Source organism: Lelliottia sp. 7254-16 (genome assembly GCF_002922995.1).
In the GTDB taxonomy this organism is placed as follows: domain Bacteria; phylum Pseudomonadota; class Gammaproteobacteria; order Enterobacterales; family Enterobacteriaceae; genus Enterobacter; species Enterobacter jeotgali.
In genome coordinates, this window is sequence record NZ_PQVS01000001.1 from 488,026 (window position 1) to 500,835 (window position 12,810).

Genomic DNA, 12,810 nt, shown 5'->3' on the forward strand with positions numbered 1-12,810 from the left:
TGTTTATTCCGGGAGTTCACTTCCACAGTGATTGCAATATCGCGCGCTGTGTTCATGACTTGTCTGATTACACTTCGGACATTTTCGCTGCTGCTGACGATTTTGAAATGCCGCACTCATGTGTGTAGTAATTAATCCCGTCGGAATCGCAATGACCGAGTAGCCAATCAAAATCAATACCGATGCCACGATCCTGCCAAGCGGGGTGTGCGGCGTGATATCCCCGTAGCCCACGGTCGTCACCGTCACAATCGCCCAGTACACCGACGCGTTCAGCGTGGTAAAGCCGTACGTCGGCCCTTCGATTAAATACATCAGCGAGCCAAAGACCACCATCACTATCGCAATGAACGAATAGAAGAGAATCAACTGATGGCGGGCGCTGTAAATCGCTTTCCAGAACACACGCAACGACGGCATAAAACGCAGCAACTTTAAAACACGAAGTACGCGGATGGCACGCATTGCCCGCCAGGCAAAGACGTAATTAATGCTGATTTCCGGCCATAGCCACATCACATACAGCGGCAGAATTGTCGCTAAATCAATAATTCCCCAAAAGCTGAAGACATATTTCGACGGGTTGGCCCAGCTGAACAGGCGCAGGAAATATTCAAGGGTAAATACCAGGGTGACAAACAGTTCCAGCCAGACGAAAAGATGCCACTCATCAAACGTCAGGTGATACTGGGTTCCTAGCCCTGATTCGACAAAAATGATTAATACGCTGAGAAGCGCGAACAGGCCGCACAATCCTTCGAAGCGACGCCCGGAGCGGGTGTTGGGATCGAATAGCAGGCGATACGTCTTACGCCGTACAGAAGAAACGGAAATCGACACGTTGACCTCGCAAAAGAAAAAGGGCTGACATCATGTCAGCCCTTGCGATTATAACGGGTCTACTTTCAGGCAGGAAACCGCATGGCGGAAACTTCCTTCCAGAACAGGCCGGGTTTGCGCACATTCCGGCCCTGCCATTGGGCAACGCGTGCGGAACACGCAGCCTGACGGCGGATTGATCGGCGAAGGCAGCTCTCCTTCCAGAAGCTGGATAACTTTATTTTTTTCCAGATCCGGATCGGGAACAGGCACCGCAGACATCAGCGCTTTCGTATACGGGTGCAGCGGGTTGTGATACACCTCATCGTAGGTGCCCAACTCGACGGCATGACCAAGATACATCACCAGCACGCGGTCAGAAATATGCTTCACCACCGCCAGGTCGTGGGCGATGAAGATCAGCGACAGCCCCATTTCCCGTTGCAATTTCTGCAGCAGATTGACAACCTGCGCCTGAATCGACACGTCCAACGCGGAAACCGGTTCGTCACAAATAATCAGCTTCGGTTCCAGAATCAGCGCACGAGCAATACCGATACGCTGACACTGACCGCCAGAGAATTCGTGCGGATAGCGGTTAACCAGGTTTGGCAGCAGGCCGACTTTCATCATCATCGCTTTGACGCGATCGCGAACTTCCTGACGCGGCATTTTAGGATGATAGGTGCGCAGCGGCTCGGCAATAATATCACCGATGTTCATACGCGGGTTCAGGGACGCCAGCGGGTCCTGGAAAATCATCTGGATGTCGCTACGGACTTCGCGCCACTCATCCGGTTTCATCCCCAGCAGATCTTTACCCAGCCAGGCCACCTTTCCTTCCGTCGCTTTGACCAGTCCGATTATGGCGCGCGCAAACGTCGATTTACCGCAGCCCGATTCACCAACGACGCCGAGGGTTTCTCCTTCATAGAGACGCAGCGTGACGCCATCGACGGCTTTCAGGGTTTTTGGCGGCTGCCAGAACCACTGTTTGCCGTCTTTGATGTCGAAATGCACTTTTAAATCAGCGATTTCGAGCAGGACATTTCTTTTCTCGTCAATGGCGTTCATACCAGCTCCTCATGCGGCTTAAAGCAGGCGCGCAGGCGGCCTGGTGCAAACTCTTCCAGCGGTGGGGCGCTGTTGCAGATTTCCATTGCGTACTGACAACGCGGCTGGAACGGGCAGCCTTTCGGCAGACGCAGCAGGTTCGGCGGATTGCCTGGAATGGTCAGCAGTGATTCGCCTTCCGCATCCAGACGCGGAACTGCGTTCAGCAGACCAATCGAATACGGGTGTGCCGGGTGATAGAACACATCACGTGCTTTACCGTATTCCATAGTTCGACCGGCGTACATCACCAGCACTTTGTCACAAATCCCGGCAACCACACCCAGATCGTGAGTAATCATGATGATCGCGGTGTTGAATTCACGCTTAAGTTCGTTCAGCAGGGTCATGATCTGCGCCTGAACGGTCACGTCCAGCGCGGTGGTTGGCTCGTCGGCAATCAGCAATTTTGGCCGACATAACAGCGCCATAGCAATCATTACGCGCTGGCGCATACCACCTGAAAACTCATGCGGGAACATGCGCATACGCTTACGCGCTTCAGGCATTTTGACTGCATCCAGCATTCTGACTGATTCTTCGAACGCCTCTGCTTTGTTCATGCCTTTGTGCAGCATCAGGACTTCCATCAGCTGCTCACCCACACGCATGTACGGGTTCAGGGAGGTCATTGGGTCCTGGAAAATCATCGAAATCTGCTCGGCACGCAGCTTATTCAGCTCTTGCTCAGGCAGGTTGAGGATGTTTTTACCGTTAAACGTCGCGGTCCCGCCAATGCGCCCATTCGGGGCAAGCAGGCCCATTAGCGCAAAAGCGGTTTGCGATTTGCCAGAACCGGATTCACCAACGATACCCAACGTTTCGCCCGCACGCAGATCGAAGTTCAGATCGTTTACGGCGGTGACGTCACCGTCCGCCGTTTTAAAAGTGACGCGCAAATCTTTGACATCCAGCAGGACGTTTTTCTGCTGTTGCGCCTCTGGCGCAGTTGCCGTTTCAATAATAGTCATCGCGGCACTCCTTAGCGGTCTTTCGGATCGAGGGCATCACGCAGGCCATCGCCGATAAAGTTGAAACAAAACAGGGTTACCACCAGGAAACCTGCCGGGAACAGCAGCAGCCACGGTGAAACTTCCATTGAGTTTGCGCCATCACTTAACAGCGCGCCCCAACTACTCAGTGGCTCTTGCGTACCCAGACCGAGGAAGCTCAGGAAAGATTCGAACAGGATCATGCTTGGTACCAGCAGTGAGGCGTAAACCACTACCACACCCAGCACGTTCGGGACAATGTGACGGACCACAATCCCGCTGACGGACACACCGCCCACCTGTGCCGCTTCGATAAATTCTTTGCGCTTCAGGCTCAAGGTTTGGCCGCGCACAATACGCGCCATATCCAGCCAGGACACCATCCCGATGGCCACGAAGATCAGCAGAATGTTTTGCCCAAAGAAGGTCACCAGCAGGATAACGAAGAACATGAACGGGAAGGAGTTCAGGATTTCCAGCAGACGCATCATCACGGAATCCACCTTGCCGCCCAGATAGCCGGAAAGAGAACCGTAGAGCGTACCGACAATCACGGCCACCAGCGCAGCAGCGATACCAACCATCAGGGAAATACGTCCCCCAATAGCCACACGCACCAGCAGGTCACGACCTGAAGAGTCAGTCCCAAAGTAGTGACCGGATACCATATCTGGCGCACTGGACATCATGCCCCAGTCGGTATCGAAATAGGTGAACTGCGACAGCATAGGTGCCAAGGTCACGAACAAGGCGATAAATACTAATACCACCAGGCTGGCGACCGCTGCGCGGTTGTGCATAAAGCGACGACGGGCATCCTGCCACAGGCTGCGCCCTTCTACTTCGAGTTTCTCACTGAAGTTTTCCAGCGCCTCGCTGTTTTTCTTACTCAACATCATGGCGTACTCCGGCGCTAGTAGCGAATTTTCGGGTCGATAACGGCATACAACACATCGACAACGGCGTTAAAGAGAATAGTCAGTGCACCCACCAGGATAGTCAGGCTAAGAACCAACGAGTAGTCGCGGTTCAACGCACCATTCACGAACAGCTGGCCGATACCCGGCAGGCCGTAGATGGTTTCGATAACCATAGAACCGGTGATGATCCCAACGAACGCAGGCCCCATATAGGAGAGCACTGGCAGCAGCGCAGGCTTTAACGCATGGCGGAGAATGATGCGGCGCATTGGGAGGCCTTTTGCACGCGCGGTACGAATAAAGTTGGAGTGGAGCACTTCAATCATCGAGCCACGGGTAATACGCGCGATACTGGCAATATACGCCAGAGATAACGCCACCATCGGCAGTATCATGTACTTCGGCGCCCCACCATTCCAGCCGCCTCCGGGCAGCCATTTGAGCGTGATGGCGAATATCATCACCAGCAACGGCGCAACGACAAAGCTCGGGATAACCACCCCGGTCATCGCAATGCCCATTACCGAATAATCCCATCGGGTATTTTGTTTGAGCGCGGCGATAACGCCTGCGGTCACTCCCAGGACAACGGCAAGAATAAATGCCGCAGCGCCTAATTTAGCCGAAACGGGGAAGCTCGAAGCCACCAGGTCGTTAACGGAATAGTCTTTATATTTGAACGAAGGGCCGAAATCCCCCTGTGCCAGTTGCTTCAGATAATTGAAGTACTGAGTGGAGATCGGATCGTTTAAATGATATTTGGCTTCAATGTTCGCCATCACTTCTGGCGGCAGCGCGCGCTCACTGGTAAACGGACTACCGGGGGCGAGTCGCATCATGAAAAACGAAATGGTAATAAGAATAAACAGCGTCGGTATCGCTTCAAGACAGCGACGTAGGATAAATTTCAACATTGCCCGTACCTTCTGGCGTGTGCCTTTTACACATGCTCATTCCGTTATTCCTGAATGATGCCGTGTATATTGTGCGATGAATTAAGACACGGTGGGGCAAATTGCTTTGCCCCACGGTTTGCCATTAATGCTTAATGATGTACAGATCTTTGGTGTAGATGTTATCCATCGGGTCTTTGCCGGTATAGCCGCCAACCCAAGGTTTCACCAGACGCGCGTTCACATAGTAGTAAACCGGTACAATGGCAGAGTCCTGACCCAGCTGCTGTTCCGCTTTATCGTACAGTGCGGTACGTTGCGCTTCGTCAGTCACTTTCAGCGTGTCTTTCATGATCGCGTCAAACGCCGGGCTCTTATAGTGCGCGGTATTCATTGAGCTATCAGACAGCATAGTGTTCAGGAAGGAAGTTGGTTCGTTGTAGTCCGCGCACCAGCCAGCACGTGCCACGTCATAGTTGCCCTGATGACGGGTATCCAGGAAAGTTTTCCACTCCTGGTTCACCAGTTTCACGTCCACACCCAGGTTTTTCTTCCAGATGGATGACGCCGCGATGGCCAGTTTTTTGTGCAGATCGGAAGTGTTGTACAGCAGGCTAAACGTCAGTGGTTTATCAGCCGTATAGCCTGCTTCAGCCAGCAGTTTTTTCGCTTCTTCGTTACGTTTTTCTTGCGTCCAGGTGAACCACTCTGGTTTGGTCAGTTTTGCGCCGTCAGTGTATGGTGGGGTGTAGCCGAACGCCGGCAGATCGCCCTGCGCTTTCACTTTGTTGACGATGATGTCGCGATCCAGACCCAGCTTCAGCGCGGTACGAACGCGCGCGTCGTTAAACGGTGCTTTCTGGTTGTTGATTTCGTAGTAATAAGTACAGAGATACGGGTCAACGTGAACTTCTGTCGGGATCTCTTTTTTCAGTTTCTGGAACAGTTCGATCGGCAGGTTGTTATAGGTCATGTCGATCTCACCGCTGCGGTAGCGGTTTACGTCGGTGACTTCAGACGAGATCGGCAGATAGGTAATCTGATCAACGACGGTTTTCGCGTTATCCCAGTAGTTGGTATTACGCTCCATCACGATACGTTCGTTAACCACCCAGTCTTTCAGCTTGTATGCACCGTTGGTGACGATGTTCGCTGGCTGAGTCCATTTCTCACCGAATTTTTCGATAGAGGCTTTATTGACCGGTGACATGGCCGGGTTAACCAGCAGTTTGTAGAAATACGGAACAGGTTCGCTGAGGGTCACTTCCAGAGTGTGGTCGTCAACCGCTTTCACGCCCAGCTCAGAAGGTTTTTTTTTGCCGTCGATGATTTCATCAACGTTCAGGATGTGACCGTACTGCGGATAGCTGGCGTACGGGGATGCGGTGTTTGGATCCACCAGACGCTGCCAGCTATAAACGAAATCTTGTGCGGTGACAGGTTCACCATTGGACCATTTTGCGTCTTTACGCAGGTGGAATGTCCAGACTTTAAAGTCTTTGTTATCCCAGGACTCAGCGACGCCAGGAATCGGGTGGCCGTCTTTCGTTGAGGTAATCAGCAGACCTTCGAACAGATCGCGGCTGATGTTTGCTTCCGGAACCCCTTCAATTTTGTTCGGGTCCAGAGACTGTGGCTCAGCGCCGTTGTTGCGGATCATGGTTTGCTTGTCTGACAGTGTAACACCTGCAGGTACATCAGCAGCCATTGCCATATTACCTGCGATCAGCGCGGTGAAAATTCCTGCGGCGATCAGACTTTTTTTTGTGATGATGGACATTGTGTTGATACTCCACTCATTATAATTACTGGTTTTAATGCCAGCCTGTTTATTTCCCCTAAGGGGTCCTGAACAACGCAGGAGTTTAGCTGCTGTCAGGTCGTTTACTTCTTGCTATCACCGACTGTACTTATTACTGGTGGCTCGTCTGGCCGCCTTGCGTCGATTCTTTTACACGCCTCCCCTGTTTTGAGACGTGTGGTGTCTTGCTGAGATGAGCGTTATTTTTGAAAATCATTCTCATCTGGAAAAATTCGTTGGCAAAATATAAGGCCGGAAAGTACCAAATGGCTTAATTTCGCGCCAATACATTTTGCAAATTTGTTAAGCAATTCTCTTTTACGGGGAGTCCCGTTTTTCTGGGGGCGTCCTGCCACACATCAATGCTAAAGAAACTACCAGGTATTCAATGTGATAGAGAGTTTTCTCTCGTCAGTAGCCGACGGGTGCCTGTATCGACTGCGTTTTACACAAAAAATTAACAATTGATTATTATTTAGCACATTCGTCTAAGGGAATGTTGAAATTACTAATATCATTTCAGTTATCCCACAGCAAGCCCCAGAGTATCGTGTGAGTAAAATAACAGAGTGTTTGCGCGGTTTATGTTCAGGTGATCAGACGGGAAAAAACTAAGTTACTGAAATGTAAGAAAAGTGTTTTATTAGCAGAATTTATTATGTCTTGTGAAGTTTTCAACTTTATTTATATGATTTGCTGATAATCACGTAAAAAAACGGAGCCACTGGCTCCGCTCTTTCAAATGAAATGACTAATTTAGTAACCCTGGGAAAATACTTTTCAGTCCGGTCACAATAAATTCGATTCCGAGGGCCATCAGCAGTAAACCCATAATACGGGTGATGACGTTAATGCCGGTCTGCCCAAGCAAACGTACCAGCCAGGGAGCAATGCGGAACACGCCCCAACAGCAGAGTGCGAAAAGCGCTATCGCCACGGAAAAACCAATCAGGTGAAACCAGTTGTGGTAACGCGTACCCCAGACGATAGTCGAACTGATGGCACCCGGTCCTGCCATTAATGGCAAAGCCAGAGGCACAACACCGATGCTTTCGCGCACCGCTGTTTCTGATTTCTCCTGTTTGTTCTGTTTATCCTCCCCCAGTTTCCCGCTGATCATCGACATGGCAATAGTCACCACCAGGATGCCACCCGCAATACGGAAGGAATCGATGGAAATACCAAAGATTTGCAGAATCGAATCACCCAGGAAAAGCGAGGTCAGCAGAATGATGGCCACCGACATGTTTGCAGTCAGGTTGGTCTTGTTTCTGGCAGCCGCCGTCTGATAACTGGTCATACTAATGAAGACAGGAATGATCCCGACCGGGTTAACGAGCGCGAACAAACCGATAAAAAACTTAAAATAAGTAGAAAAATCAAAGAGCAATGGGGTCACAGTTAGCTCCGCAAATCAGCATGGCCCAGACGACAGAATAAATGGATAAAAACCGCGCTGAAGATACGCTTTTTATCAGCACACTTCACCAGAAATCTGTGTCAAAACGCTATGATTTTCATGTGTTAAGTATATGTGTATTCAATGCGCGTTTCGGTTCCATTACTTTTGTAATTATTTAACACTTGATATGATTGTGCGAAATACCCGTGCTGAAAGGTATCAGCTTCGGTGTAAATTGATTTAGATCATGTTTTTCGTACTCAGAAGTGAGTAATCTGGGTAACACCGAAAGGGAGAGATAGAAACAAAAAGGGATGATGCTAAAGTCAGGCTCTTTTAGTAAGTTAGTGCTAAGCGTCAACAGTAAACAACACTAAACCTTTGTTTTACTGTGTGTTAAGCAAGTACTGATACCTCGTCTATAATGGTGTCGTATCGAGCGCTGGTTTACTAAAAGAGTTTAAACATTATCAGGAGAGCATTATGGCTGTTACTAATATCGCTGAACTGAACGCACTCGTCGAGCGCGTTAAAAAAGCCCAGCGTGAATATGCCAATTTCACCCAAGAACAGGTTGATAAAATCTTCCGCGCCGCCGCTCTGGCTGCTGCAGATGCTCGAATCCCTCTCGCTAAAATGGCCGTTGCTGAATCCGGTATGGGTATCGTTGAAGATAAGGTGATTAAAAACCACTTCGCTTCAGAGTATATCTACAACGCCTATAAAGATGAGAAAACCTGTGGCGTGCTGGACGAAGACCACACCTTCGGTACCATCACTATTGCAGAACCTATCGGCATCATTTGCGGTATCGTTCCAACAACGAACCCAACTTCAACCGCTATCTTCAAATCTCTGATTAGCTTGAAGACCCGTAACGCAATCATCTTCTCCCCACACCCACGCGCTAAAGATGCGACTAACAAAGCCGCTGATATTGTTCTGCAAGCTGCCATCGCTGCAGGTGCACCAAAAGATCTGATCGGCTGGATTGACCAACCGTCCGTTGAACTGTCTAACGCCCTGATGCACCACCCGGACATCAACATGATTCTGGCAACTGGTGGCCCAGGCATGGTTAAAGCTGCATACAGCTCTGGTAAACCAGCTATCGGCGTTGGCGCAGGTAACACCCCTGTTGTTATCGACGAAACCGCTGATATCAAGCGTGCTGTTGCTTCTGTTCTGATGTCTAAAACCTTCGATAACGGCGTAATCTGTGCTTCTGAGCAGTCCGTTGTTGTGGTTGATTCAGTGTATGACGCGGTTCGCGAACGTTTCGCCAGCCACGGCGGCTACATGCTGCAGGGCAAAGAGCTGAAAGCCGTTCAGGACATCATCCTGAAAAATGGCGCATTGAACGCAGCCATCGTTGGTCAGCCAGCATACAAAATTGCTGAACTGGCAGGCTTCACTGTTCCGGCTACCACTAAGATCCTGATTGGTGAAGTGAAAGTGGTTGATGAAAGCGAGCCATTCGCACACGAAAAACTGTCCCCGACCCTGGCGATGTACCGTGCGAAAGACTTCGATGACGCCGTCAGTAAAGCAGAAAAACTGGTAGAAATGGGCGGTATCGGTCATACCTCTTGCCTGTACACCGACCAGGACAACCAGCCAGAACGCGTTAAATTCTTCGGCGACAAAATGAAGACCGCACGTATTCTGATTAACACCCCGGCTTCGCAGGGTGGTATCGGTGACCTGTACAACTTTAAACTCGCGCCTTCCCTGACTCTGGGTTGTGGTTCATGGGGTGGTAACTCCATCTCTGAAAACGTTGGTCCTAAGCACCTGATCAACAAGAAAACCGTTGCTAAGCGAGCTGAAAACATGTTGTGGCACAAACTTCCGAAATCTATCTACTTCCGCCGTGGCTCTCTGCCAATCGCGCTGGATGAAGTGATTACTGATGGCCACAAACGTGCGCTCATCGTGACTGACCGTTTCCTGTTCAACAACGGCTATGCGGACCAGATCACCTCTGTTCTTAAAGCAGCAGGCGTTGAAACTGAAGTCTTCTTCGAAGTTGAAGCTGACCCAACCCTGAGCGTTGTTCGCAAAGGTGCTGAGCTGGCTAACTCCTTCAAACCAGACGTGATCATCGCGCTGGGTGGCGGTTCCCCAATGGATGCCGCGAAAATTATGTGGGTGATGTACGAACATCCAGAAACTCACTTCGAAGAACTGGCGCTGCGCTTTATGGATATCCGTAAACGTATCTACAAGTTCCCGAAAATGGGCGTGAAAGCGAAAATGATCGCCGTCACCACCACTTCCGGTACCGGTTCTGAAGTGACTCCGTTTGCGGTTGTTACCGACGACGCGACTGGTCAGAAATACCCACTGGCTGACTACGCTCTGACTCCAGATATGGCTATCGTTGATGCCAACCTGGTGATGGATATGCCGAAATCACTGTGTGCGTTCGGTGGTCTGGATGCAGTGACTCACGCTCTGGAAGCTTACGTTTCCGTGCTGGCTTCTGAGTTCTCTGACGGTCAGGCTCTGCAGGCTCTGAAACTGCTGAAAGAAAACCTGCCAGCGTCTTACAACGAAGGCTCTAAAAACCCGGTTGCTCGTGAGCGTGTGCACAATGCTGCCACCATCGCAGGTATCGCGTTTGCTAACGCCTTCCTCGGTGTGTGTCACTCAATGGCGCACAAGCTGGGCTCTCAGTTCCACATTCCTCACGGTCTGGCGAACGCCCTGCTGATCTCCAACGTTATCCGTTATAACGCGAATGACAACCCAACCAAGCAGACTGCATTCAGCCAGTACGACCGCCCAATGGCTCGTCGTCGCTACGCTGAAATCGCAGATCATCTGGGTCTGAGCGCTGCCGGTGACCGTACCGCTGCGAAGATCGAAAAACTGCTGGCATGGCTGGACAGCATCAAAGCTGAACTGGGCATTCCTAAGTCAATCCGTGAAGCAGGCGTTCAGGAAGCTGACTTCCTGGCACACGTTGACAAGCTGTCTGAAGATGCCTTCGATGACCAGTGTACTGGTGCTAACCCGCGCTACCCACTGATCTCCGAACTGAAACAGATTCTGCTGGATACCTACTACGGCCGTGAGTTCCATGAAGACAACTCTGTTGCAGTGAAATCTGAAGCACCGGTTGTTAAAGCTGACAAGAAAGTGAAGAAAAACGCTTAATTGCTAGCCTAATAAAAAACCCGCTCTCGTAGCGGGTTTTTTTATGTCTGAAGATATTCAGCAGGTTGAAAAAGAAAACTCACGCTAGCGACGATACGATTCCTGAATTGCCGTCAACGAGCCAATCACCAGCGCTTCTTTATAATGTTTACGACACACTGAGATATAACGCTCATTGCCACCAATCACCACCTGCTCACCTTCGGCGTAGGGTTTCCCTTCCTGGTCAAGGCGCAGAACCATACTGGCTTTACGTCCGCAGAAACAGATGGTTTTTAGTTCAACCAGTTTGTCTGACCAGGCGAGTAAATATTGGCTGCCAATAAACAGCTCACCGCGGAAATCGGTACGTAATCCGTAGCACAGCACCGGAATATCCAGCTGATCGACGACTTCAGATAGCGCATGAACTTGTTCACGCGTCAGGAACTGGCTTTCGTCCACCAGCACGCAATGTACCGGCTTCAGAGCATGCTCAGTGCGGATCTCTTCCAACAGGTCCGTCTGTGTATTAAACAGCGTTGCTGGAGACGACAGACCGATACGTGAGCTCACCTTCCCCGCACCAAAGCGATCGTCAATTTCTGCCGTGTATACGATAGAACGCATGCCCCTTTCCTGGTAATTATATGCAGATTGCAGCAGCGCCGTAGACTTCCCTGCATTCATTGCGGAATAGTAGAAATAAAGTTGTGCCATTGGTCGTTAAACCCTAATCAATGTGTAATATTCCCGATGAGTCATTGTACCATATTTTGGTGTGGCCTCAGCGACACCACGCACAGACTCAGCGTGAATTGTAAAGTCGTTTGTCGGACGGATTAAGAAAATAACACGTTAAAACAGACAGTAAACTAACGGCTCGCCATGAAAACTGAAGATTTACACTAAGCAAATCCTGATTTTTATAGCAGAAGCAGTCAGCATTAAAATTCAGTATTTATTAACTATTACGCCAGTCTAGTGACTTAAAGTGGGTAATACAAAAGGTTGATATTTATCCGAAGTAACTATAAGCGGTTAGAGATTTGTCACAAAAGTAAACGCGCCGATGAGCAGTTTATGCCAATAGTGATGATAACAAGCTGCCCTTACGGGTAATGAAATTTAAGTTAGCGCCATTAATAATATTGCTGGATATTAAGCCTTTTTTGAATTCCTTACATTCCCACCTATTGCACATCTCAAATTATCACTCTATTATTAGGTCAACAAACCCCCTCCAATATAAGTTTGAGATTACTACAATGAGCGAAGCACTTAAAATTCTGAACAACATCCGTACTCTTCGTGCGCAGGCAAGAGAATGTACCCTCGAAACGCTGGAAGAAATGCTGGAAAAATTAGAAGTTGTTGTACACGAACGTCGTGAAGAAGAAAGCGCCGCTGCTGCTGAAATCGAAGAACGCACTCGTAAACTGCAGCAATATCGTGAAATGCTGATTGCTGATGGTATCGATCCAAACGAATTACTGAACAGCATGTCTGCTGCTAAGACCGGTACTAAAGCTAAACGCGCTGCTCGCCCGGCTAAATATAGCTATGTAGACGAGAACGGCGAAACTAAAACCTGGACTGGCCAGGGCCGTACTCCAGCGGTAATCAAGAAAGCTATGGATGAGCAAGGCAAACAACTGGATGATTTCCTGATCAAGGATTAATCACTACGCCTTCAGAAAAATCCCGTTTTATACGGGATTTTTTATGC

At 49.7% G+C, this 12,810-nt stretch carries 10 protein-coding genes; 2 read left to right on the plus strand and 8 right to left on the minus strand.

Going from position 1 to position 12,810, the window contains the following annotated elements; genetic code table 11:
• Positions 1-3: 3 nt before the first annotated feature.
• From C3708_RS02355 to C3708_RS02385, 7 genes are all read right to left on the minus strand, one after another.
• Positions 4-840: an ion transporter gene (locus tag C3708_RS02355; protein ID WP_095282244.1), complete on the minus strand. Its 837-nt coding sequence runs from the start codon at positions 838-840 to the stop codon at positions 4-6.
• A gap of 48 nt (positions 841-888) precedes the next feature.
• Positions 889-1,893, minus strand: a complete 1,005-nt coding sequence (gene oppF, locus C3708_RS02360; RefSeq protein ID WP_095282245.1) for a murein tripeptide/oligopeptide ABC transporter ATP binding protein OppF — start codon at positions 1,891-1,893, stop codon at positions 889-891.
• Positions 1,890-2,903, minus strand: a complete 1,014-nt coding sequence (locus tag C3708_RS02365) for an ABC transporter ATP-binding protein (RefSeq protein WP_095282246.1) — start codon at positions 2,901-2,903, stop codon at positions 1,890-1,892. Before C3708_RS02365 ends, oppF begins: the two co-directional genes overlap by 4 nt.
• Before the next feature lie 11 nt (positions 2,904-2,914).
• Entirely contained in the window at positions 2,915-3,823 is a 909-nt protein-coding gene (oppC, locus tag C3708_RS02370) for an oligopeptide ABC transporter permease OppC (RefSeq protein ID WP_095282247.1), read from the minus strand.
• 14 nt (positions 3,824-3,837) lie between these two features.
• Positions 3,838-4,758 carry an oligopeptide ABC transporter permease OppB gene (gene oppB / locus C3708_RS02375; RefSeq protein WP_095282248.1) on the minus strand — a complete coding sequence of 307 codons (921 nt, stop codon included), beginning with the start codon at positions 4,756-4,758 and terminating at the stop codon, positions 3,838-3,840.
• 124 nt (positions 4,759-4,882) lie between these two features.
• Positions 4,883-6,517, minus strand: a complete 1,635-nt coding sequence (oppA, locus tag C3708_RS02380; RefSeq protein ID WP_133159621.1) for an oligopeptide ABC transporter substrate-binding protein OppA — start codon at positions 6,515-6,517, stop codon at positions 4,883-4,885.
• A 772-nt stretch (positions 6,518-7,289) separates the two neighbouring features.
• Positions 7,290-7,937: a YchE family NAAT transporter gene (locus tag C3708_RS02385; RefSeq protein WP_095282250.1), complete on the minus strand. Its 648-nt coding sequence runs from the start codon at positions 7,935-7,937 to the stop codon at positions 7,290-7,292.
• 486 nt (positions 7,938-8,423) lie between these two features.
• On the opposite strand from C3708_RS02385, the gene adhE reads away from it, so the two are divergent.
• Entirely contained in the window at positions 8,424-11,102 is a 2,679-nt protein-coding gene (gene adhE / locus C3708_RS02390) for a bifunctional acetaldehyde-CoA/alcohol dehydrogenase (protein WP_095282251.1), read from the plus strand.
• Between the two features lie 84 nt (positions 11,103-11,186).
• On the opposite strand, the gene tdk is transcribed toward adhE, so the two are convergent.
• Positions 11,187-11,801 carry a thymidine kinase gene (gene tdk / locus C3708_RS02395; RefSeq protein WP_095282252.1) on the minus strand — a complete coding sequence of 205 codons (615 nt, stop codon included), beginning with the start codon at positions 11,799-11,801 and terminating at the stop codon, positions 11,187-11,189.
• 548 nt (positions 11,802-12,349) lie between these two features.
• Here tdk and hns point away from each other — a divergent pair.
• Positions 12,350-12,763 (plus strand): histone-like nucleoid-structuring protein H-NS, encoded by a 414-nt coding sequence (hns, locus tag C3708_RS02400; protein WP_095282253.1) that lies wholly within the window; start codon positions 12,350-12,352, stop codon positions 12,761-12,763.
• Positions 12,764-12,810 lie beyond the last annotated feature (47 nt).

What these genes read in the sequence shown, in the direction of transcription:
- hns (WP_095282253.1), top strand. Translation starts at nt 12,350, where the DNA reads ATGAGCGAAGCACTTAAAATTCTGAACAACATCCGTACTCTTCGTGCG.
- oppA (WP_133159621.1), bottom strand. Translation starts at nt 6,517, where the DNA reads ATGTCCATCATCACAAAAAAAAGTCTGATCGCCGCAGGAATTTTCACC.
- C3708_RS02365 (WP_095282246.1), bottom strand. Translation starts at nt 2,903, where the DNA reads ATGACTATTATTGAAACGGCAACTGCGCCAGAGGCGCAACAGCAGAAA.
- oppB (WP_095282248.1), bottom strand. Translation starts at nt 4,758, where the DNA reads ATGTTGAAATTTATCCTACGTCGCTGTCTTGAAGCGATACCGACGCTG.
- tdk (WP_095282252.1), bottom strand. Translation starts at nt 11,801, where the DNA reads ATGGCACAACTTTATTTCTACTATTCCGCAATGAATGCAGGGAAGTCT.
- adhE (WP_095282251.1), top strand. Translation starts at nt 8,424, where the DNA reads ATGGCTGTTACTAATATCGCTGAACTGAACGCACTCGTCGAGCGCGTT.
- oppF (WP_095282245.1), bottom strand. Translation starts at nt 1,893, where the DNA reads ATGAACGCCATTGACGAGAAAAGAAATGTCCTGCTCGAAATCGCTGAT.
- oppC (WP_095282247.1), bottom strand. Translation starts at nt 3,823, where the DNA reads ATGATGTTGAGTAAGAAAAACAGCGAGGCGCTGGAAAACTTCAGTGAG.